Raw genomic sequence first — 20,672 nt, forward strand, 5'->3', positions numbered from 1 at the left:
CCAGCAGGTGCACCACGTCGGTGACGGCCTGGCCGGCGATGGCGACGTCCGACTGGACCTGGATGCTGACCCGGTCGTAGCTCTCGACCTCGCCGCGCCCCCGGCTCAGCGGCGGAACACCTCCAGCAGTTCCTCCGCGCGCTGCGTGCGGGTGATCCACACCTCGCGCCCGCGCCGCTCCCTGGTGATCAGCTGGGCGGCGCTCAACCGGTCGCAGTGGTACGTGATGCTGCTCGGCGCGACCTGCATGCCGGCCGCCAGCATGCTCATGGTCATGGGCTGCCCGATCGCGGCGAGCAGGTCCGCGCGCACCGGCCCGACCAGCGCCGACAAGTCGTCGAGCGCCGGCGCGACGGGCCGCTGCCACAGCGTCTCCGCTCCGGGCACCGGGTAGGCGATCCAGACGGCCTCGTCGTGGTCCAGGCTGACGATGACTGCGTCCTTGCCCGCCAGCATCGGCACCAGGACGATCCTGCGGTCACCCAGCTCGAACGTGCTCGACTCCACGTCGGCGATGAGCAGCCCGCGCTCGCCGTACATGATGCGGCTGTTGAGCGCGCCGAGCAGCAGCTCGGGGCCGCCGCGGACGGCGGCGACGCCGACCCGCCGGACCTCCCTGTCCAGCAGCGCGCGGGCCCGCCTCCACACGGGCTCGGTGGTGTTCCAGACGGAGCCGAGGGCCGCGGTGTAGCCGTGCAGCCAGCGGGCGGGCCGCTCGGCCGCCGAGCGCCAGTGCGCGGGCAGCGGTCCCTGGCCGAACGCCTGCTCCAGGTCCTTGATCAGGTTGTCGGATGGAAGGTCGCGCAGGGCGCCGATCTGGGCCTGCACGGAGATGTCCCCGCCGATGGGGGTACGCGGCACGATGCTGTCGGGGACCACGGAGTAGCCGGGGGCGGCGAGTGGGCGTACCGCCTGGTGCCCCTGCGGGCTGACTCGCGAGCTGATCGCCTTGCGCCAGAGCTCCGGAAGGCCGCGGCGGCGGCCCGCGAGGGCGTCGGCGATCATGGCGAGCGCGGTCAGGTGAGGCGAGATCGAGATCGACAGCTGCGGCGCGGAGGTGATGCGCAGTTCGCTCCACATAGTGGTGCTGATTACGTCGGCTCCTTCAGATCGGAATCGATCGGGTAACGATCTTCAATCTATCGCCGAGGCTTTCGTCCCACTTACAGCCTGGTTGCACGGTTACGATCACGGAGCGCTTCGCCTTGGGCACCCGGCGCGGCTCCTGCGACGACCGGGGGTTCCGGTCGCCGCAGGAGCCGCGCTAAGGGGTCACCAGTCGCCGCCCTCGTCGTCGTCCCCCTCGAAGATCTCCTCGACGATCTCGCCCGCGACGAGGCCACCCACGACGCCCGCGGCACCGGCGGCGGCCACCGTGCCCCAGCCCGGACCGCCGCGGTGCTCGTCGTGGTGCCCGCCATGGTGCCCGCCGTGGTGGTGCGGGTCGTAGTGTCCGCCGTGGTGGGCCGGCCCGTACTGCGACAGGCCGTCCAGCCAGCGGCCCAGCTCCCCCGCCCAGTCGGTACGCAGCGCGTCGTCGTGGCTGACGTGGAAGCGGCCGATGGCGTCGTTCGACGAGAAGCGGCCGGCGCGCTTGTCCGCCTCCAGCACCACCTCGAGCCCCGCGGGGTCGGCCACGAACGTCACCTCGACCTCGCCCACCTGGCCGGCGTAGTGGCCGGTCGGGTAGAACTCGATCTCCTGGTAGAACGGCAACTGCTGGTGCACCCCGTACAGGTGACCCGCCTCCAGGTCGGCCGACCTGAACCCGAACCCGAGCCCCAGGAACGCCTCCAGGATGCGCAGCTGCGACGGCAGCGGCTCGATCGCGATCATGTCGAGGTCGCCCTTGTCGACGGCCTTGGCGATGGCCAGCTCCGTACGCACGCCGACCGCCATCCCGGTCAGCGGCTGCCCGCCGATCTCGCTGATCGGCGCCTCCCACGGCACCGGCAGCTCGAACCCGATGACGCGGTCCTCACCCTTTCGCAGCGTGAACGGCCCGGAGACCCGCGAACTGGCGAACTCGCCGAGCCCGCCGTGCTCACCGTCGCCGTGCTCGATCTCGACCCTCGCCACCAGGCCGAGGGTGACGTGCTCGATCTCGGCGTCGAAGTCGCCGCCCTTGAGCCGTACCTCTCCTCGCAGCGTGCCGCCCGGCTGGGTCCGCGGGGTGGACAGCACGGTGTCCACCGAGGGCGCGCCGACGCCGAACGCTCCCAGCATCCGTTTGAAGACCACGGCTCTGTTCTCCCTGTTGAAGATCGGGTTGGGTTGTCTGCCGCTGGCCACAACGATCAAGGCCGTCCCTGGAGTTCCGGAGCCCGGCTTCCTGGGCGCTTTGCCCCGCTTTACCCCAAAGCCACCGATGGTCAGGGACCGCCGGAAGCGTGGACGCGGTCGCTGAAATTCTCCCGTCGTCCGCGGACACGTAGGAATTGAAACCCCCGCTCTGACGAGGACGACGCGTGAATGAACAAGATGACCGGTCTCGGTTCGAGGCGGTCTACCGGCGAACTCACGAGCAGATCCTCGGCTACGCCGTACGGCGGTGTTCCTCTCCGGAGGACGCCGCCGACGTCGTGGCCGAGACCTACGTGATCGCCTGGCGGCGGATCGCCGAGCTCCCGGACGGCGAGTCCGGCAGGTTATGGCTGTACGGCGTGGCCCGGCGGGTCCTGGCCAACCACCGCCGCGGCGAGCGACGCCGCCTCACCCGGCACACCGAGCTCACGGAAGAGATCGAGCACCTCTACGCCGCCGTCTCCCCCGAGAGCGGGCACGACGGCGTGGAGGAGGCCATGAGCATGCTCTCCGACGCCGATCGCGAGCTGCTCGCCCTGGCCCTGTGGGAGGGGCTCGACCCCGGCGAGATCGCCCAGGTGCTGGACTGCTCCCGCAACGCCGCCCGCATCCGCCTGCACCGGGCCCGCAAACGCTTCGCCAAGGCGCTGGAGCAGGCCCGGCCGTCGGCCCTTTTCGCATCGCAACCGCTCGTCGAGAAGGAGGCACGGTGAACAACGACCAGATCTTCAGGAGCCGGGCGAGGGTGCTGGACGAGGACCTGACCGGCCGGGCGTCCACCGCGGGGGCGGACGCGCTGCTGGCCCGGATCGTCGCGCTGGAACCCGCGCTGGAACCCGCTCCAGCCCGCCGCCGGTTCATGCCCTCCCCACGCCGCGCCCTGCTCGGCCTGGCCGTGGCCGCCGCCCTGGCGGGAGCCGTCGTCGTCGGGCCGTCCCTGATCGGACGGTCCGAGCAGGTGTACGCCGGCCAGGCCGTGACAATCGACCGCGTCGGCGACGAATACGTCTTCTACTTCACCGAAGGCGACCCCGATCCCGCCGAGCTGCAGAAGGCCTTCCACAAGGTCGGCCTGGACAACCTCACGGTGACGCTGATCCCCGTCTCGCCGCGGCAGCCGGGCTCCGTCTTCGGATTCGAGTCGTCCGACCGCGGCGCGAAAGCGACGTTCACCGGGGACAGCTGCCCCGAGCGGGTCGAGGACTGCATCACGGCCTTCAGCGTCACCGCGGACATCGAGGGGCCCGCTGAGGTCAGGCTGAGCCGCCCGGCGAAGCCCGGGGAGAAGTACGCCTACCCCGCCGACGCCGGCTGGCCGGGCGAGGCGCTGGCCGGGGTGGAGCTCCAGGGGCGCTCGGCGGCCGAGGCGGCCCGCGTCGTGCGCGAGCACCATCTGAAGGTGTCCTACGCCCTCGACTGGCCGCTGCGGAACGGCGACAAGGGCGTGCGTTTCGAGGTGGACGTGCCCGTCTCCCGGATCGATCCGGGCTGGCAGGTGGCGACGGCGGAGTCCTACAACGACGGCGTGATCGTCCTGCACGTGGTGCCGGGCCCGTCGGCCACCCCGCCGCCCGGATTCTGACCCGACCCGATGTCACACTCCGGTCGCCCGCTCACCTCTCAGGGGGCATGACACAGAACACGATCCTGGTGACCGGCGCGACCGGCGCCATCGGGCGCCCCCTGGTCGAGCTGCTTCTCGCCGAAGGCGCCGAGGTCCGGGCCGTCAGCCGCGCCCCGCACGGGGCGCGGCTCCCGGCCAGGGCGCAGGTCGTCGAGGGCGACCCGGCCAGGCCGGGCACGCTGGCCCGGCACCTGGACGGCGTCACCGCCGTCTTCCTGCACTCGCGCGCCATCGGCGACGCGGCCGGCGAGCTGCTCGCCCTGGCCAAGGAGCGCGGCGCGACGCGCGTGGCCGCCCTGTCGGCGATGAACATCGACGACCCGCTCGACCAGCAGCCCTCCCGCTACCGCGGCGACCGGAACAAGGAGGCCGAGACCGCCGCCGCCGGCAGCGGGCTGAGCTGGACCAGCCTGCGGGCCGGCTCGTTCGCGTCCAACGCGGTCAACTCCTGGGGCGCCCAGATCCGCGCCGGCGACATCGTCCGGTACGTGCACGCGTCCTTCCAGGAGGCGCCGCTCGACGACCGGGACCTGGTCGAGGTGGCCGCCCGCGCGCTGCTCACCGGCGACCTGGCCGGGCGCCGGGTCGAGCTGACCGGCCCGCGGTCGCTGACCCACGAGGAGATGGTGCGGGTCATCGGCGAGGCGATCGGCCGGCCGCTGCGCTTCCAGGAGATCCCGCCGGAGGCGGCCGAGCGGGCCATGGTCGGGAACGGCCTGCCGGGGCCGTTCGTACGGGCCCTCATGGACCGGTACGCCAGGGGCGGCTCCCGGCCCCATCCCGTGACGGAGGAGGCGACGAAGATCCTCGGCCGCCCCGCGCGGACGTTCGCCGAGTGGGCGCGGGACCACGCCGGTCTCTTCGTGGATAACGATTAGCTGTGAACCCCGCTCCCGATGTGCCCCTTTTTGGCCACCCATGGAACGCTACAGACGGTATACCAGTGGCGAGGATCAGGTGAGAACCGGGTGGCATCGACTAGCGGGGGATCGATCTTGCGGAGGCTCGGTAGAGCGAGCGTCTTAGCGGCCGTGATGGCACTGGCCATGACCGGCTGTTCCACCGCCGGGCCCGCGGAGCAGGGGACCACGGGCGCCCAGCAGAAGGAGCAGCAGCAGGCTCCCGCCACGTCCCAGCCGGCTCCCGAGGCGCCGCCGAAGGTGGACGACGGCTGGCCGCGCTGGGGCTTCACCCATACGGGTGTCAGCGCCAACAACATCACCCCCCAGTTCGAACGCGACGTCGCCGGACGGCTCTCGCAGACCCCGATGGTGCAGAACCAGCACATCATGGGGTTCGGGGCGCTCAACCCCGAGCCCTACCCGGGGCAGTACTTCTGGGAGGACCTCGACAGCCGGATCAACCTGATGAGGGAGTCCGGCGGCGTCCCCGTCCTCACGCTCTGCTGCGCCCCCGACTGGATGAAGGGCGGCCCCCAGGGCCCCACCGAGGAGTCGGCCTGGAGGGAGCACCTGGAGGACGCCCCCTACCCCGAGCACTTCGACGACTTCGCCAAGCTGGCGGCGGCCGTGGCAACGCGGTACAAGGACGTCAAGTACTTCATGGTCTGGAACGAGTTCAAGGGCTTCTGGCGCGACCACTCCAAGCCCGCGGACTACAAGGGCTACACCGAGCTGTACAACAAGGTGTACGCCGCGGTGAAGCAGGCCCGGCCCGACGCCAAGGTCGGCGGCCCGTACCTCGGCTTCGACAGCAACGAGCGCGGCGACTCCGAGCTGCGCGGCGACTGGGGGGTCGTCAACCAGAACGTCCTGGACGCCTTCAACTACTGGTTCGAGAACAAGAAGGGCGCCGACTTCGTCGTGGTCGACGGCGCCTCGCCCACGGACGCGCACGAGCTGCTGCCCGACGAGTTCGGGGCGCTGGCGAAGTTCGGCGCGGTCACCAAGTGGCTGCGGGACAAGGTCGGCGACCTGCCGGTCTGGTGGTCGGAGTGGTACTTCGTGCCCGAGGACGGCACCACCTGGCCCGAGAACAAGCGGCTCGCGGTGCAGGCCGCCTCGATGATCGAGTTCGCGCGGAGCGGCGCCGCCACGGCCCTGTACTGGAACCCGCAGGCCAAGGACCGCGACTGCCGGCCGTGCCTGTGGGACACGCGCAGCGGCGCCGAGACGGACACCGGTCGGCTGCTGGCGAACTTCGTCAAGTGGTTCCCCGCCGGGGCCGAGCTGGACCAGGTCACCTCGTCGGACGCCAAGGTCAGGGTGCTGGCGCAGCCGCAGCAGCTGCTGCTGGTCAACACCGCGGACTCCGACGTGACCACGACCGTGGACGGCAAGGAGTACGCGCTCAAGGCGTACGAGATCAAGTGGACCGGCCGCTGAGGGTCGCAACCCCAGGGTAATCCCTGGGCCGTCCCCGGTGTCGCGGCGTGCCCCGCGGGCGGAGCCTGAGGGCATGGCCGCTGAGGGTGACATCGTCTCGGCCGAGGTCGAAGCGGCGCCCGGCCGGCAGCGCCAGGCGGCTGCCGCGCTGGCGCGGCTCGGCCTCAAGGTGCTCCACATCGGGACGACGATCAGCGTCAGCGCGCCCAGGGACGTGTGGGAGCGGGTGTTCGGCCTGCCTCAGCCGGCGGTGCCCGCCGAGCTGAGCGGGGACGTGGTCGCCGTGCACCGGGTGGAGCCGCCCGACTTCCACGCCCTCTGACGACCCGTCCACCGGTCTCATCTCGCAAAGGAGCGACATGACCACGATGACCGAGCGACGTGAGGACACCGTCTACTTCGAAGCGGCCCTGCGGCCGGAGAGCGGCGCCTCGATGTTCGCCGAATCGTCGGCGGCGCAGACCGCGAGCCTCGACCAGCTCAAGCCGGCCCCCGGCCTCGCCGAGCGCACCGCGAACGCGCTGCAGGCCAAGGGCTTCACGGTACGGCACGTCGGCACGTACTCCATCAGCGGCGAGGGACCGCGGTCGCTGTGGGAGAGCACGTTCGGCACCCACGTCGAGGTGCGCCAGGCCGAGCTGACCGGCCGGCCGCCGGACGTGACCTCCGCGACCGGCGCCCAGGTGTCCTATCTGTCGCACGTGAGCGGCGAGCCGTTCTCGATCCCGCCGGACCTGGAGCCGTACATCGAGCGGGCCTACCCGCAGGCCCCGCCGCGCTTCTTCGCGCCCTCCCCCATCCCACCCCGCGTCGGCTACCACCACCTGCGGGTGCCCGACGACGTGGCCCTCCTCCTGCGCGCGCACCAGGTGCACGACCGCGGGGTGACGGGCCGCGGCGTGCTGGTCGCGATGCCCGACACGGGCTTCTACCGGCACCCCTTCTACGACCACCACGGCTACAACTACAACGCCACGCTCGCTCCCGACGCCACCGCCGTGCAGCACGACGAGTACGGTCACGGCACCGCCGAGGCCGCGAACATCTTCGCCAGTGCCCGCGACATCGACTTCGTCGGCGTCAAGATGGGGGCCAACCCCACGCTCGCCTTCAAGACGGCCTCCGACCTGTCGCCGGCGGTCATGACCAACAGCTGGGGCTTCCACCTGCCCGGCGTCACCTCCCTGCCGAACGCGCTGCGCCCGCTGGAGCTGGCGGTCATCGAGGCCGTACGCGAGCGCGGCATCGTCGTCTGCTTCTCGGCGGGCAACGGCCACGTCGCCTTCCCGGCGATGATGCCGGACGTCATCGCGGTCGGCGGCGTCTTCGTGGACGAGACGATGGCCAACGGCGAGTTCAGGATGGAGGCCTCCGACTACGCCAGCAGCTTCGACAGCCTCATCTACGCCGGGCGGCACGTGCCCGACGTGTGCGGCCTGGTCGGCAAGCAGCCGCGGGCCATCTACATCATGCTGCCCGTCGAGCCGGGCGACGAGATCGACACGAGCCTGGCCGGACCCGGCTACCCGAACAAGGACGGCACGGGCAAGGACGACGGCTGGGCCGTGATCAGCGGCACCAGCGCGGCCTCACCGCAGATCGCCGGGGTGTGCGCGCTGCTCAAGCAGGCGCAGCCGGGGCTGTCGCCGAGCCTGGTCAAGGCCGTGCTCAAGGCGTCGGCGCGGGACGTGGTCGACGGCAAGAGCGCGATGGGCGAGGTGGCTACCGACGGTTACGACGGGCCGACCGGGTCCGGGCTCGTGAACGCGGAGGCCGCGTACCGGCTGGCCCGCTCGGTCACGCCGCGCAACCTCCACACCCTCCCGCCGCCGCGCTGACGGCTTCCCTTCAAAAAGCGCCCTCGCCCTGCCCTCGCAGCAGGGCGAGGGCCGCCTGCTTGGCCGTTGCGGCGGCGTCGCGCTCGCCGTGGTGGTCGGCCAGCACGGTGGCGCCCTCCACCAGCATCAGCAGCTGCCTGCCCAGGACCTCCGGCTGCCGGGCGCCGGCCCGGCGGGCGATGCCGGTCAGCAGGTCGAGGTGGCGGTCGAGGTGCCGGGCGGCGACGGTGCGCGGGACGCCGTCGTGCCACTGGGCGGACGCGTTGACGATCGCGCAGCCGCGGAAGGCGGGCTCGGCGTACCAGCCGGCGAGCGCGTCGAAGACCGCGGCGAGCTGAGCGGCCGGGTCGTCGCCGGCCGCCTCCGCGGCCTCGCGCAGCCAGCGTACGACGTGGTCGCTGCGGGCCTCGAGCACGGCCTCGACCAGCCCGTCCTTGGAGCCGAAGTGCCGGTAGAGGGTCTCCTTGGACGCGCCGACGGTCGCGCACAGCTCGGCCACGCCGATGCCGTCGAGGCCGCGCTCGTACAGCAGGCCGGTGGCGGCGCGCAGGATGGTCGCCCGGGTCTGGACGGGGTCGAGGGAAGCGCCTTTGGGTACGGGCATGCGTCAGATGGTACCGGCCGGTTCCAAGTCTCTGCTAAGTTCCACATCGAAACGACCGGTTCGATGACGTACGGAGATCCGCGTGACCGACGTGTACAACCCTCCCGCCACCCTCGTGCCGCCGGCCAGCACGCCCGCGGTCACGTTCGAGAGCGGCGGCCACCGACTGCTCGGCGTCCTGCACCTCCCGGCCGGGCCCAGACCCCATCCGTTCGTGGTGCTGCTGCACGGGTTCCCGGGCAACGAGCGCAACTTCGACCTGGCCCAGGCGCTGCGCCGGGCCGGCTACGCGGCGCTGGTCTTCCACTACCGGGGGTCGTGGGGCGTCGGCGGGACCTGGTCGTGGCACCACGTGCTGGAGGACGCGGCCCGCGTGGTGGAGTCGGTACGCCTGGACCCCCGGCTGGATCCGGCGCGGCTGGCCGTGGTGGGGCACAGCCTGGGCGGGTTCGCGGCGTTGATGACGGCCGCCGCCGACCCCGCGGTCCGCGCGGTCGCCTCGGTGGCGGCGTTCGACGTGGGCGCGGGCGCGGCGGCCTGCCTGGCGGACCCGGCGGCGCGGGAGGGGTACCTGCGGGACTGGGAGGGCGAGCTGCTGCCGCTCCAGGGCACCAGCGCCGCGGCGCTGGTCGCCGAGATGGAGGCGGCGGGGCAGGAGTGGAGCCTGGCGACGCTCGCGCCGCGCCTGGCCGACCGGCCCGTGCTGCTCGTCGGGACGGGCCGCGACCCCGTCACGCCCGCAGAGACGCACCACCATCCGCTGGTCCGGGCCTACGAGGCGCATCCGGTGCCGCGGCTGGAGCACCACCTCTTCCCCACCGACCACGCCCTGTCCGACCACCGGCTGACCCTGGCCCGCACGATCGTGGACTTCCTGGACCGCACGCTCCACTCTTGATGCCCTATGGTGAGGTTTCGGAAAAGATCTATACTTTTGTCCGAAACTCTCCCGGCACCCACCCTTCACCCCTCAGGAGGGCATCACCGTGGCAAGCAAGACGAAGACCCGTGTCGGACTGGTCGCCGGCGGGCTGGGCGCATATTGGCCGCAGTTCCCCGACCTGCTCCCCCAGCTCCAGCGATCGGCCGACCGGGTCTCCGAACGGATGCGGGAGCTGGACGCGGAGATCGTGGACGTCGGGTTCATCTCCGACGCCCAGGAGGGCGCGGTCGCGGCCGAGAAGCTGCGGGCCGCGGACTGCGACCTCATCGTCGGGTTCCTCACCACGTACATGACGGCCACCATGCTCGTGCCCATCGCGCAGCGCAGCGGCGCGCCCGTGCTGCTGATCAACCTGCAGCCGACCGAGTCGATGGAGCACGCCACGTTCGACACCGGCCAGTGGCTCGCCTACTGCGGCGCCTGCCCGCTGCCCGAGATGGCCAACGCCTTCCAGCGGTGCGGCATCCCGTTCCGGTCGGTTTCGGGCTACCTGGAGGACGAGCGCGCCTGGGCCCGCATCACGAGCTGGGTGCGGGCCGCCGGGGCCCGCGCGGCCCTGCGGCACGGCCGGCACGGCCTGATGGGGCACCTCTACCCCGGCATGCTGGACGTCTCCACCGACCTCACGCTCGTCTCGGCGAACTTCGGCGGGCACGTCGAGGTGCTGGAGTTCGACGACCTGCGGGTCCGCGTGGAGAAGGTCACCGACGCCGAGGTCGCCGCCAAGCGCGCCGAGACCGAGAAGATCTTCGAGCTGGCCGACAGCGTCAACGCCGTCGACCTCGAGTGGGCCTGCCGCGTCTCCGTCGGCCTGGACCGGCTGGTGGAGGACTTCTCGCTGGACAGCCTGGCGTACTATCACCGCGGCCTGGACGGGGAGACGCACGAGCGGCTGGGGGCCGGGATGATCCTCGGCGCGTCCCTGCTCACCGCGCGCGGCATCCCGGCGGCCGGCGAGTTCGAGCTGCGCACCAGCCTGGCCATGCTGATCATGGACCGGATGGGCGCGGGCGGGTCGTTCACCGAGCTCCAGGCGCTGGACTTCCACCGGGGCCACGTCGAGATGGGCCACGACGGCCCCGCCCACCTGGCCATCAGCGCCCGCAGGCCGCTGCTGCGCGGGCTCGGCGTGTACCACGGGAAGCGGGGGTGGGGCGTCTCCGTGGAGTTCGACGTCAAGCACGGGCCGGTGACGGCGTTCGGGATCATCCAGCGCCGCGACGGCCGCTTCGCCCTGGTGGCCTCGGAAGGCGAGACCGTGGACGGGCCGCACCTGCAGATCGGGAACACGACGTCCCGCGTGGACTTCGGCCGGGACCCCGGCGAGTGGACCGACGACTGGAGCGCGACCGGCATGTCGCATCACTGGGCCCTCGGCACCGGCCACCGCGGCGCCGAGCTCAAGGCCCTGGCCCACCTGCTGGAAGCGGAGTACATCCAGGTGTGACCCCGGGCGCCCCTGCCGGGCCCCGGGCCGCCGGAGGGCCCGGCAAGGGCGTTCGAGGGACTACTTTTACCTCCGCTTGTCGATCGATTAACGGACCGCATGCCGCCCCGGATCTAGGGTCGCGTCCATGGGCTCTCCAGAAGGCGGCGAGCGGGAGTTGATCCTGCGGACGGCGATCAGGCTGTTCGCCGCGCTCGGCTACGACGGCACCTCCACCGAGCAGATCGCGGAGGCCGCAGGGCTGGACACAGCGGCCCTCAGCGCGCATTTCCCCACCAAACGGGGGCTCTACCTCACGGTCATGGAGGAGGCTCACCGGGTGCTGTCCGAGGTCATCGTGGCCAGGGCCGACGAGCTGCGGGACACCCCGCCCGAGCGGCGGCCGGAGGCGCTGCACCGGTTCGTCGACGGGTACATCGACCTGTGCGCCGACCATCCGGAGGTGCCCGCGCTGTGGATGCACCGCTGGCTGTCCGACGCCAGCGACATCGACCTGGAGCCGCTCAACGCCCAGCCGCTGGTCCAGCGCGCCATCGACAGCATCGACGCGATCGCCAAGCCCGCGGACGCCGACGCGCAGTTCACCACGTACACGATGATCTGGTGCATTCACGGGTTCACGCTGAGCGGGGTGCTCGACGGGACCGGGCAGCGCCGCAACACCGACGACCCCCGCACGTTGCGGCGCTTCCGCGCGCACATGCATCAGCTGCTCGACCGGGCGCTCAAGCTGTCCGCGTGATCATCGCCGCCCCGCGGAGTGGGCTTCAAGAACCTCCGAACGGGAGGGCCGCTTCATGACGAACATTTCGCGAACACGTCAAGCGAGATCTTCCTCGGCGCCCCTCCGCTAGATCTACGCCCCGGCACACCGTAAGCAATCCGCTACATGCGTGCGTGTATTCTGCCCATATGCGAGGTTTCAGGCAATTCGGGCGCTCGCACGTCGTGAGCGAGACGGGCTGAGGCGGTGCGGGGGAACGGCGCCCTGGCGACTGGTTCGTCCCTCTTGGACGAGCTGCTGGTCGAAGCCGTCGTCAGCACACGGGCGCACATAGGCCACCTCTATCTCCTGGACGAGGACGGCGACGTCCTGAAGATGGACAGCCAGCTCGGGCTTCCTCCCATGATCGCCAAGGCGTGGGCCAGGGTCAGGACGAACGACCGCGCGCCGATCGCCACGTCGGTGTGCGAGCAGCGGCTGGTCTGGGTCCCCGACAGGGAGGGCCTGGCGCGCGAGTTCCCGTCGTCGGCGCTGTCCGTGCCGTACGACTTCGCGACCGCCGCACACCCTGTCATCTCCGGCGGCACCGTCTGGGGCGGTTTCGTGCTGTTGTGGCCGGCGGGGCGGGTGACCCGGCTGACCCAGCGCCAGCTCGACCGGATCGAGGACATCGGCGCCCAGATGGCCGAGGTGCTCCAGAAGGCGGCCGAGCAGGGGCAGCCGATCAAGCCGGGGCCGCGGCCGCGCGTGCTGGACCCGAGGCGCAGGGCCGACCCGCGGCCCGACCTGATCGCGCTCGACTGCCTGAACCGGCTGCCCGAGGGCCACGGCTCGCTGGACGTGAACGGGCGCGTGACCCTCCTCAGCGCCCCGGCCGCCGACCTGCTGCTCAGCTCCGCGTCCGAGCTGCTCGGCAAACGCCTGGGCGAGGCGCTGCCGTGGATGAACGAGCCCGCGTACGAGGACGCCTACCGCGCCGCGGTCGTCGGCCGCCAGGTCACCCACTTCACCGTACACAACCCCGCCGGACGCCAGCTGTCGCTCCGGTTCTTCCCCGGCCTGTCCGGGATCACCGTGCGCATCACGCCGGCCGTCGGCGCCCGAGGCCCGGGCCACCTGGCGGCCAGCGCCGAGCGGCCGGCCTCGAACGTCGCGCTGCACGAGATCCTGCACCTGGCGACCAAGCTCTCGCGGGCGGTGACCGCGCAGGAGGTGGTCGGCCTGGTGGCCGACCACGTCATGCCCGTCTACAACGTCCAGGCCCTGGCCATCCTGACCTCGAAGGGCGGCCGGCTGCGCGTGGACGCCTCGCGCGGCTACAGCCCGCAGGCCATCCAGGAGTTCGACGGCCGTCCGGTGATCCCGCCGGACCCGGCCAACCACTCCTTCGACGCCGGCCAGCCGACGTTCTTCTCCACCTGGGACGAGCTGCGCAAGGCATACCCGGACGCCGCCCGGTCGGACGACATGTCCGCCTGGGCCTTCCTGCCGCTGGTCATCTCGGGCCATCCGATCGGCACGTGCGTCCTCGCCTACAACCGGCCGCACCAGTTCAGTACGAGCGAGCGGGCCACGCTGACGGCGCTCGCGGGGCTGATCGCGCAGGCGTACGAGCGGGCCCGGCTGTACGACGTCAAGCACCAGCTCGCCCAGTGCCTGCAGAAAAGCCTGCTGCCGCGCAGGCTGCCCGAGATCTCCGGCCTGGAGCTGGCCGCCCACTACCTGCCCGCCACCCCGGGCATGGACATCGGCGGCGACTTCTACGACCTCATCCGCCTGACCGACACGATGGCCGCGGCGGTCATCGGCGACGTGCAGGGCCACGACGTGACCGCGGCCGCCCTCATGGGCCAGGTGCGCACCGCCATCCACGCCCACGCCACCTCCGGGGCCAGCCCGGGCGAGGTGCTCGCGCGCACCAACCGGCTGCTCAGCGAGCTGTCCCCCGACCGGTTCACCAGCTGCCTGTACGTCAACATCGACCTGCGCAAGCGCATCGCCTGCCTGGCCAGCGCGGGGCACCTGCCGCCGCTGTTCGGCCGGCCCGGGTGGCGTACCGAGGCCATCGACTCCTCCCCCGGGCTGCTGCTCGGCGTGGACCCCGACTCCGAGTACGCCACCACGGAGGTGCCGATGCCGCCCGGCTCCGTCCTGGCCCTCTACACCGACGGCCTCATCGAGGAGCCGGGCCGCAGCATCGGCGAGGCCATCGACGACCTGGCCGAGCGCTTCACGCCCTCACCCGGCCAGCCCCTGCACGACCTGGCCGAGTCGCTCATCAAGCAGGCCACGGCCGAACAGCGCATGGACGACATCGCGGTGCTCCTCTGCAGGACGTGAGGCTGTCAGGGCTCGCGCACCGCGCGACCCATCCTGGACAGCGCCTGGCGCAGGATGTCCGGCGAGGTGGCGAAGTTGAGCCGCACGCAGCCGGCCCCGCCGGGGGCGAACACGTGCCCCGAGCTCACGGCGACGCGGGCGCGGTCGAGGAACAGCTTCGCCGGTCCGGCGACGTCGCTGACGACGCCGAGCTCGTCGCTCTGCCCCTCCTCGTGCAGGCCGAGCCAGGTGCAGTCGAGCCAGGCGAGGTAGGTGCCCTCGGGCGGTCGATAGCGCGCCTCAGGGAGGTGTTCTGCGATGAGTTGACCCAGGAGGGTGCGATTCGCGTCGAGGCCGAGTATCAGCTCGTCGAGCCAGGTTCCGCCCGCGCGGAACGCCGCGGTGTGCGCGATGACGCCCAGGTGGCTGGGGCCGTGACCGACTTCCTCGGGCATGCGCCGGAGGTCGTCGGCGGCGTCGGCGCCCGCGATGACCAGGGCGGCTTTGAGACCGGCCAGGTTCCAGGCCTTGGACGCGGAGGTCAGCGCGAAGCCGTTCTCGGATCCTTCGATGTCGAGAAACGGGACGAAGGTGGCTCCGGGCAACACGAGCGGGGCGTGGATCTCATCGGATATCACCCGGACGCCGTGCTTTCGGGCGAGCTGGGCGATCGCCTGCAACTCATCACGGGTGTGGACGACGCCGGTCGGGTTGTGCGGGTTGCTCATGAGGAACACCGCGCGACGGCCGTGGCTCCGCGCGCGGACGAACGCCTCTTCCAGGGTGTCGAGGTCGACCCGCAGATCCGGGCCGAGCCGCGCCTCGACGATCTTCCTCGCGTCGTGCGTGACGAACGCGTAGAAGGGCGGATAGACCGGCGAGCACACGACGACCGCGTCCCCGGGGCCGGTGATCAGGCGGAGGACCTCGACGATGCCCATCATGACGTCGGGCACGACGGCCGTGTGCTCGACGCGCAGGCCGTCCCACCGCCATCGCCGGCGGGCGAACTCCGCGAGAGCCTCGGCATAGGCGGTCCCGTACGGGTATCCGGTGTCGCCGAGGTCGATCGCCCGGTGCAGCGCGTCGGCGATGGGACGGGCCAGCGGCACGTCCATCTCCGCCACCCAGAGCGGGAGCACGTCATCGGGGTGCGCGCGCCACTTCATGCTCGTACGCTCGCGTAGCTGTTCGAGCGACAACTGCACGAGAGGATCGGCCCGCCGGCTGACTTCGGAACCCGCCCTCTTCATCCGAACACCTCGTGACCCTCTTCCCGCTCGATGATTGACCAGCAAGGTTAGGCGAGTGCCGACGGCCCGACCAGAGGCTCCTGCTGAATGCGGCGATAAGCAACGTGAATGGCTAGCGCGAGGCGGCGAGCCTGTCGACGAGGAAGGCCAGGTCCGCGCCGAGGGAGGAGCCGGCGCTCCATACCGCTTCGTACGAGATCTCCACCGCGCGACCGTCATCCACCAGGGGGCGGGAGCGCACATCAGGGGAGGTGAGCTTGGACCGCGGCAGCATGGCCGCTCCCAGGCCCATGCTCGCCCACTCCTCCAGGACCCGATAGCTGCCGGCCTCACCGGGGTAGGTGCGCAGCGGCAACGCGCGCGCCGCGAACAGCTGCCTGGTGAACGTGGTCAGACCGCAGGAGTCGGGCACCAGGATGAACTGCTCGCCTCCGGCCTCCCCCACCTCCAGAGGCGCCTCCTGCGACGAGCCGACGACGACGATCGGCTCGACCTCGATGATCCGGTGCTCGAACCGCGGCAGCGGCGCCACGGCCGGGATCAGGATGACGTCGAGCTGCCCGGCCAGCAGGCCCTCCCGCAGGTCCTCCATGTTCGCCTCCCGCAGCACCAGGTCCCGCGGCGCCGGAAGGTCACAGACCGCGCTGAACGCCCGCGCGACCAGCTGCGAGCCGATGAGGGGGAAACCCCCATGCGGATCTTCTGATCGCCGGGCTCGGTCAGCCGTCTCGCCTCCGCCACGATGGCGTCGAGCCCGGCCAGAGCGCTGTCGACGAGAGGCAGGATCCGAGCGCCGAACGCGGTCGGCGTCACCCCGCGCGGTGATCGATCGAACAGCCGCCCTCCGAGACGTTCCTCGAGCTTGGCGATCCCGTTCGACAGCGCCGGCTGGGTGACACCGTACGCGCGGGCGGCGGCACTGAAGGACTTCGTCTCGGCGACCGCCTGCGCGTACCGCAACCCCTCGAGATTCAGCCGCTCAGCCATAGCTTCATCTTATGGCTAGATTCAGTCATGCCCTCTACCCGGCTGCTTGACCGGCATCTACGCTGGGCCATTCCATAACCGCTAGATATGCACATATGGGACGGAGCGCACCCTTGCCTCGCGCTCGACGCGCGCCGGCGCCTACGGCTCGAACCTGACCCGTCCGACGACGGACGGCGCGGCGCGGCTGACCATCACCTCCCCGCGCTCGACGGCGGTCTCCCGCACCCCGAACCGGGCCCCGAGGCTCTCCTGGACCCCGATCACCGCGCTCTCGGCGCGGGAGGCCGCCTCCGCGTCCCCGAACATCGTGATCGTCATCACGGTCCCCCCGCCGGTGTCGACGGCGGTGTAGAGGACCGACCCCACCTGCTCGGGGACGCGGTCGGCGAACTCCCGGTCCACATGCTGCACCATCTCGTTGATCGCGCTCGCGTCCGCGCTGTAGTGCCTGACTATCGCATACATGCGGATCACGTTATATCCCCATACGAGGACTTTCAAGTCCCCGAGTAAGGACTTAAACCACGGCCCCCGAGACGCGCCGGCGCTTGACGGGCGGCCCCGGAGGCGGCTTGCGGTCGTACCGGGCCAGCCAGACGGCCAGCGGCCCGGCCACGAAGGCGGACGACAGCGTGCCCGTCACGATCCCGGTCACCAGCGCCAGCGCGAAGTCCCGCAGGGAGTCCCCGCCGAAGACCATGAGCGCGAGCAGGATGAACAGCGCGCCGAGGCCGGTGTTGACCGTGCGCGGCATGGTCTGCAGGATGGCCGAGTTCACCGCTGTGACGAACGGGCTGCGGGGGGACCACAGCTCGCGTACCCGGTCGAAGACCACGACCTTGTCGTTGACCGAGTAGCCGACGATGGTCAGCATCGCGGCCAGGAAGATCCCGTCGATCGGCTTGCCGAGCCACGCGAACAGGCCCGCCACCACGGTCACGTCCACCAGCAGCGCCAGCACCGCCGCCGCGCCGAACGTCCACCTGAACCGGATCGCCAGGTAGGCCAGCTGCATGGACACGGCCACGCCGAGCGCGACGAGGGCGTTGCGGCGCAGCTCCTCGCCCAGGCTCGGGCCGACGAACTCGTCGCTCCGCTTGGTCACCTCCCCCGCCTGCCGCTCCAGCTCCTGCTCGATCCTGGCCACGCCGTCCAGGCCGAGCTGCCCGGCGCGTACGGTGACGCCGTCACCGCTCGCCTGCACGACCGCCGAAGGGAACCCGGCACGCGAGACGGCCTGCCCCGCCGCGTCGGCCGACAGGGGCTTCGCGGTGGCGAACTCGACGAGCCGCCCGCCGGTGAACTCCACGCCGAAGTTCAGCCCGCGGGCGAGCAGCCCGGCGACGGCCACCGCCACCAGCGTGCCCGCGATCGCCAGCCACAGCCTCCTGGCCTTCATGAGCTGGGGGTTCCTGCGCGTCAGCCAGGTCCGTACGGCTCCCGGCGAGCCCAGGCCCGACAGGCGCGGCCCGACCCGGCCGATGACGGCGTGGGCGAGCACGCGGGTGATCAGCATGGCCGAGACCAGCGAGGCCAGCACGCCGACGGCCAGCGTCGCGCCGAAGCCCTTGACCGGCCCCGAGGCCAGCCAGAACAGCAGGCCCGCGGCGATGAGGGTGGTGACGTTGGAGTCGGCGATGGCGCTCCAGGCGTTCCTGAACCCCCGGTCCAGGGCCGCCTTCAGCCCGCGGCGGCCGCGTCCCTGGTCGTACTCCTCCCTGGCCCGCTCGAAGACCAGCACGTTGGCGTCGATGGCCATGCCGATCGCCAGCACGAACCCGGCCAGCCCGGGCAGCGTGAACGTCGCCCCCATCGCCACCAGCGCCGCGTACGAGATCAGGCCGTAGCAGGCGAGCGCGAGCGTCGAGAGCAGCCCGGACAACCGGTAGACCGCGACGATGAAGGCGGCCGTCAGGACCAGCCCGGCGACCGCCGCCTTGGCGCTCGCGTCGATGGCCGCCGCGCCGAGCGTCGGGCCGACCGTACGCTGCTCGACGATGGTGAGCGGCACGGGCAGCGCGCCGCCCTTGATCAGCACGGCCAGGTCGCGGGCCTCGTCGTGGGTGAACGAGCCCGTGATGTCCGCGCTCCCGCCGGGGATGCCGGTACGGCACGGGATCGACGGGTCGAGCGGCGGCGAGGAGATGACCTCGTCGTCGAGCACGATCGCGATCCGGCGCTTGGGATCGCCCACCGGCTCGCACGCCGCCGCCCCGCTCATCCGCTGCCAGGCGCCGGCGTCGCGGAAGTCGATGCTCACCCACCAGCCGGGGCCGCGCTGGGGGTCGCTCTGCTGGACGGCGTCGGCGATGCCGTCGCCGGTGATGGCGGCGGGCCCGAGCCGCAGCTGCCCGCCGTTCTCGTCACGTACGTCACCCTCGTTGCCGAGGACGGGGCGGAAGGCGAGCTGCGCGGTACGGCCGATGACCTCGGCCGCCTGCCGCGGGTCGAGCACGCCGGGCAGCTCGACGATGATCCGCCGCTCGCCGGAGCGGACCAGGGTGGGATCGACCACGCCGAGCGCGTCCGCCCGCTGGCGGAGCACGTCGAGAGCGCGGTCGGTGGCGGCCGAGTCGGCCTTGACGGTGGGCGAGTCCCTCGTCTCGAAGACGAGCTGGGTGCCACCGCGTAGATCCAGGCCCAGGCGCGGGGCGCTGACCAGGGCCAGGATCAAGGAGATCGCGATGACGGCAAGGGCCGTCACCGCACGCCAAACAGGCGCACGGAACATGAAAGCCTCCACAGGCTCAGATGTGCGAAAAGGGGATCTTCAGCACTCTGTGGAGGGAGGCCCCCGCGCGGGGGCCGCCGCCGGCCGGCGGTCGGCGGGGACGTCGGCGGCCGGGCTCGCGACCACGGCCACCCAGCCCCGCCGCGGCTGCGACAGGACCGACGGCAGCACCGCCGGCCCCGCGGGCGGGGCGGTGCCGAGCAGGCCGTACCGGGCCTGGCCCACGGTCTCCCGGTACGGCTCCCGCTGGAGCCCCGGTTGTTCCTGGACCCTGGCGTGCACCGCCACGACGTGCGAGGCGACCTGGGCATGGGCGGAGGCCGGCAGGAACCACGACAGGAGAAGAAGCAACGCGGCAGGCAGCGTCGTGCGCATGTCGCCTCCTTCTCCTCGAGCCTCAACCTAGCCCAGGAAAGACGTCACCGGGTCAAGGACAAGGGCTGAGCTGGAAGTGCCAGACGACCGCGACCGGCATGCCGCTCATGGCCGCGTCCGCGGCCTCCGGGCACCAGTACATGATCTCGTAGGAGCCCTGCGGCGGGAGCGGGTCCGGCGGGCGGGTGCCGGGGACCAGCGGCAGGGGCGGGCGGCGCGGCTCCTCGCAGTGGCGCACCTGGAAGCCGAGCGGGAGCGCGGCGGCGAGGTAGCCGCTGAGCGAGCGGGGCCGATCGGCCGGCAGCGCGGGACGGCCGTCCGGACCCGGGCTGGGCGCGGCCGGGGCCAGGTAGGAGGCCATCGGGTGCGGGTCGGTGATGATCAGGTGGCCGCCGGGACGCAGCACCCGCGCGAACTCCGCCAGCACCGGCGCCAGGTCCGGCACGTGCACCAGTGCGAGGGCGCACACGACGGTGTCGACCGCGTCTTCGGGCAACGGCAGCCGATGCAGATCACCCATGGCCAGCCCCACGGCGGGCAGGCCGCGACCGACCTGACCCGACCGCTCACCCGAAACGTCCGCTTCCGGGCCCCGCCGGCTCCGCCCGGGCGAGACGCCCGCTTCCAGGTGCCTCCGGCCCTGCGCGGGCGAGACGTCCGCGTCCGGGCGCCGCCGGGCCTGGGCGAGCATCTCGGGTGAGGTGTCGACGCCGATGACGCGGTGGCCGAGCTCGGCCAGGTACACGGCGTGCCTGCCGGTGCCGCAGGCGGCGTCCAGCGCGATGCCGACCGGGAGGCCGTCGAGGATGCGGCGGACCACGGGCTGCTCGGAGTCGATCATCTGGTTGCCGCCCGCGTCATAGTGCGGTGCCCACGTCCGGTACACCTCCCGCGACCCGATCGCGCCGACCTCGGCCGTCACCCCGTCCGCGTCGGCCAGGGCGGGCGCGTCGAGCAGCGCGCGGACCTCGGCGATCCGGGCCCGCACGAACGCGCGGTCCGAGCGGCCCTCCCGGAAGGCCCGCAGCAGGGCCACACCCTCCAGGCCCAGCAGGTAGCCCAACTGACTCAGATAGGTCACCGCCCGACGATAACCACCCGGCTCCGGACGACTCCACGGATTATCCCCGGCACCGACGCGTCCTGCGGCGACAGCTCCACCCGCCCCTGACCAC

At 71.8% G+C, this 20,672-nt stretch carries 19 protein-coding genes and 1 pseudogene; 10 read left to right on the plus strand and 10 right to left on the minus strand.

Annotated features, from left to right (window positions below; all coding sequences use genetic code 11):
• Window positions 1-105: 105 nt before the first annotated feature.
• The gene (locus tag AB0L65_RS26165) at window positions 106-1,080 is read right to left on the minus strand and encodes a hypothetical protein (RefSeq protein ID WP_364249832.1); all 975 of its coding nucleotides are present in this window, start codon (window positions 1,078-1,080) and stop codon (window positions 106-108) included.
• 192 nt (window positions 1,081-1,272) lie between these two features.
• Window positions 1,273-2,241 (minus strand): sporulation protein, encoded by a 969-nt coding sequence (locus tag AB0L65_RS26170; protein ID WP_364249835.1) that lies wholly within the window; start codon window positions 2,239-2,241, stop codon window positions 1,273-1,275.
• 227 nt (window positions 2,242-2,468) lie between these two features.
• On the opposite strand from AB0L65_RS26170, the gene AB0L65_RS26175 reads away from it, so the two are divergent.
• The 6 genes from AB0L65_RS26175 to AB0L65_RS26200 all read left to right on the plus strand — a co-directional run bounded on the left by AB0L65_RS26175 (window position 2,469) and on the right by AB0L65_RS26200 (window position 8,111).
• Window positions 2,469-3,017 (plus strand): RNA polymerase sigma factor, encoded by a 549-nt coding sequence (locus AB0L65_RS26175; RefSeq protein WP_364249838.1) that lies wholly within the window; start codon window positions 2,469-2,471, stop codon window positions 3,015-3,017.
• Window positions 3,014-3,886, plus strand: coding sequence for a hypothetical protein (locus AB0L65_RS26180; RefSeq protein WP_364249841.1), 873 nt, complete (start codon window positions 3,014-3,016; stop codon window positions 3,884-3,886). Before AB0L65_RS26175 ends, AB0L65_RS26180 begins: the two co-directional genes overlap by 4 nt.
• A gap of 47 nt (window positions 3,887-3,933) precedes the next feature.
• Window positions 3,934-4,806 carry an NAD(P)H-binding protein gene (locus tag AB0L65_RS26185; protein WP_364249844.1) on the plus strand — a complete coding sequence of 291 codons (873 nt, stop codon included), beginning with the start codon at window positions 3,934-3,936 and terminating at the stop codon, window positions 4,804-4,806.
• 168 nt (window positions 4,807-4,974) lie between these two features.
• Window positions 4,975-6,273, plus strand: a complete 1,299-nt coding sequence (locus tag AB0L65_RS26190; RefSeq protein WP_364249847.1) for a xylan 1,4-beta-xylosidase — start codon at window positions 4,975-4,977, stop codon at window positions 6,271-6,273.
• A 73-nt stretch (window positions 6,274-6,346) separates the two neighbouring features.
• Window positions 6,347-6,595 (plus strand): hypothetical protein, encoded by a 249-nt coding sequence (locus AB0L65_RS26195; protein WP_350726989.1) that lies wholly within the window; start codon window positions 6,347-6,349, stop codon window positions 6,593-6,595.
• A gap of 37 nt (window positions 6,596-6,632) precedes the next feature.
• Complete coding sequence (locus AB0L65_RS26200) at window positions 6,633-8,111, plus strand: S8 family serine peptidase (protein ID WP_364249850.1); 1,479 nt, start codon at window positions 6,633-6,635, stop codon at window positions 8,109-8,111.
• 10 nt (window positions 8,112-8,121) lie between these two features.
• Here the strand turns inward: AB0L65_RS26200 and AB0L65_RS26205 are convergent, their stop codons facing one another.
• Entirely contained in the window at window positions 8,122-8,715 is a 594-nt protein-coding gene (locus tag AB0L65_RS26205) for a TetR/AcrR family transcriptional regulator (RefSeq protein WP_364249853.1), read from the minus strand.
• An 82-nt stretch (window positions 8,716-8,797) separates the two neighbouring features.
• On the opposite strand from AB0L65_RS26205, the gene AB0L65_RS26210 reads away from it, so the two are divergent.
• From AB0L65_RS26210 to AB0L65_RS26225, 4 genes are all read left to right on the plus strand, one after another.
• Window positions 8,798-9,613 carry an alpha/beta fold hydrolase gene (locus AB0L65_RS26210; RefSeq protein ID WP_364249856.1) on the plus strand — a complete coding sequence of 272 codons (816 nt, stop codon included), beginning with the start codon at window positions 8,798-8,800 and terminating at the stop codon, window positions 9,611-9,613.
• 88 nt (window positions 9,614-9,701) lie between these two features.
• On the plus strand, window positions 9,702-11,105 hold the full coding sequence (locus tag AB0L65_RS26215) for an L-fucose/L-arabinose isomerase family protein (protein WP_364249859.1): 1,404 nt from the start codon (window positions 9,702-9,704) through the stop codon (window positions 11,103-11,105).
• 127 nt (window positions 11,106-11,232) lie between these two features.
• Window positions 11,233-11,847 (plus strand): TetR/AcrR family transcriptional regulator, encoded by a 615-nt coding sequence (locus tag AB0L65_RS26220; RefSeq protein ID WP_364249862.1) that lies wholly within the window; start codon window positions 11,233-11,235, stop codon window positions 11,845-11,847.
• Window positions 11,848-12,114: 267 nt separating this feature from the next.
• Window positions 12,115-14,169, plus strand: a complete 2,055-nt coding sequence (locus AB0L65_RS26225) for a SpoIIE family protein phosphatase (protein WP_364249865.1) — start codon at window positions 12,115-12,117, stop codon at window positions 14,167-14,169.
• Window positions 14,170-14,174: 5 nt separating this feature from the next.
• On the opposite strand, the gene AB0L65_RS26230 is transcribed toward AB0L65_RS26225, so the two are convergent.
• The 7 genes and pseudogenes from AB0L65_RS26230 to AB0L65_RS26260 all read right to left on the minus strand — a co-directional run bounded on the left by AB0L65_RS26230 (window position 14,175) and on the right by AB0L65_RS26260 (window position 20,578).
• Window positions 14,175-15,401 (minus strand): MalY/PatB family protein, encoded by a 1,227-nt coding sequence (locus tag AB0L65_RS26230; RefSeq protein WP_364249868.1) that lies wholly within the window; start codon window positions 15,399-15,401, stop codon window positions 14,175-14,177.
• A gap of 112 nt (window positions 15,402-15,513) precedes the next feature.
• Complete coding sequence (locus AB0L65_RS26235; RefSeq protein WP_364250447.1) at window positions 15,514-16,227, minus strand: substrate-binding domain-containing protein; 714 nt, start codon at window positions 16,225-16,227, stop codon at window positions 15,514-15,516.
• Window positions 16,206-16,388: pseudogene (locus AB0L65_RS26240) on the minus strand (LysR family transcriptional regulator); the annotation flags it as partial. The gene AB0L65_RS26235 and the pseudogene AB0L65_RS26240, both read right to left, overlap by 22 nt.
• A gap of 141 nt (window positions 16,389-16,529) precedes the next feature.
• Complete coding sequence (locus AB0L65_RS26245; RefSeq protein ID WP_364249871.1) at window positions 16,530-16,856, minus strand: hypothetical protein; 327 nt, start codon at window positions 16,854-16,856, stop codon at window positions 16,530-16,532.
• A 52-nt stretch (window positions 16,857-16,908) separates the two neighbouring features.
• Window positions 16,909-19,122, minus strand: a complete 2,214-nt coding sequence (secD, locus tag AB0L65_RS26250) for a protein translocase subunit SecD (RefSeq protein ID WP_364249874.1) — start codon at window positions 19,120-19,122, stop codon at window positions 16,909-16,911.
• A 39-nt stretch (window positions 19,123-19,161) separates the two neighbouring features.
• Complete coding sequence (locus tag AB0L65_RS26255) at window positions 19,162-19,497, minus strand: hypothetical protein (RefSeq protein WP_364249877.1); 336 nt, start codon at window positions 19,495-19,497, stop codon at window positions 19,162-19,164.
• A 52-nt stretch (window positions 19,498-19,549) separates the two neighbouring features.
• Window positions 19,550-20,578 carry a class I SAM-dependent methyltransferase gene (locus AB0L65_RS26260; protein WP_364249880.1) on the minus strand — a complete coding sequence of 343 codons (1,029 nt, stop codon included), beginning with the start codon at window positions 20,576-20,578 and terminating at the stop codon, window positions 19,550-19,552.
• Between the last annotated feature and the right edge of the window lie 94 nt (window positions 20,579-20,672).

It is taken from the genome of Nonomuraea sp. NPDC052116, assembly GCF_040680035.1.
GTDB classification, from domain to species: Bacteria; Actinomycetota; Actinomycetes; order Streptosporangiales; family Streptosporangiaceae; genus Nonomuraea; species Nonomuraea angiospora_A.

What these genes read in the sequence shown, in the direction of transcription:
- AB0L65_RS26190 (WP_364249847.1), top strand. Translation starts at nt 4,975, where the DNA reads ATGACCGGCTGTTCCACCGCCGGGCCCGCGGAGCAGGGGACCACGGGC.
- AB0L65_RS26165 (WP_364249832.1), bottom strand. Translation starts at nt 1,080, where the DNA reads ATGTGGAGCGAACTGCGCATCACCTCCGCGCCGCAGCTGTCGATCTCG.
- secD (WP_364249874.1), bottom strand. Translation starts at nt 19,122, where the DNA reads ATGTTCCGTGCGCCTGTTTGGCGTGCGGTGACGGCCCTTGCCGTCATC.
- AB0L65_RS26245 (WP_364249871.1), bottom strand. Translation starts at nt 16,856, where the DNA reads ATGTATGCGATAGTCAGGCACTACAGCGCGGACGCGAGCGCGATCAAC.
- AB0L65_RS26255 (WP_364249877.1), bottom strand. Translation starts at nt 19,497, where the DNA reads ATGCGCACGACGCTGCCTGCCGCGTTGCTTCTTCTCCTGTCGTGGTTC.
- AB0L65_RS26200 (WP_364249850.1), top strand. Translation starts at nt 6,633, where the DNA reads ATGACCACGATGACCGAGCGACGTGAGGACACCGTCTACTTCGAAGCG.
- AB0L65_RS26205 (WP_364249853.1), bottom strand. Translation starts at nt 8,715, where the DNA reads ATGCCCGTACCCAAAGGCGCTTCCCTCGACCCCGTCCAGACCCGGGCG.
- AB0L65_RS26195 (WP_350726989.1), top strand. Translation starts at nt 6,347, where the DNA reads ATGGCCGCTGAGGGTGACATCGTCTCGGCCGAGGTCGAAGCGGCGCCC.
- AB0L65_RS26185 (WP_364249844.1), top strand. Translation starts at nt 3,934, where the DNA reads ATGACACAGAACACGATCCTGGTGACCGGCGCGACCGGCGCCATCGGG.
- AB0L65_RS26230 (WP_364249868.1), bottom strand. Translation starts at nt 15,401, where the DNA reads ATGAAGAGGGCGGGTTCCGAAGTCAGCCGGCGGGCCGATCCTCTCGTG.
- AB0L65_RS26220 (WP_364249862.1), top strand. Translation starts at nt 11,233, where the DNA reads ATGGGCTCTCCAGAAGGCGGCGAGCGGGAGTTGATCCTGCGGACGGCG.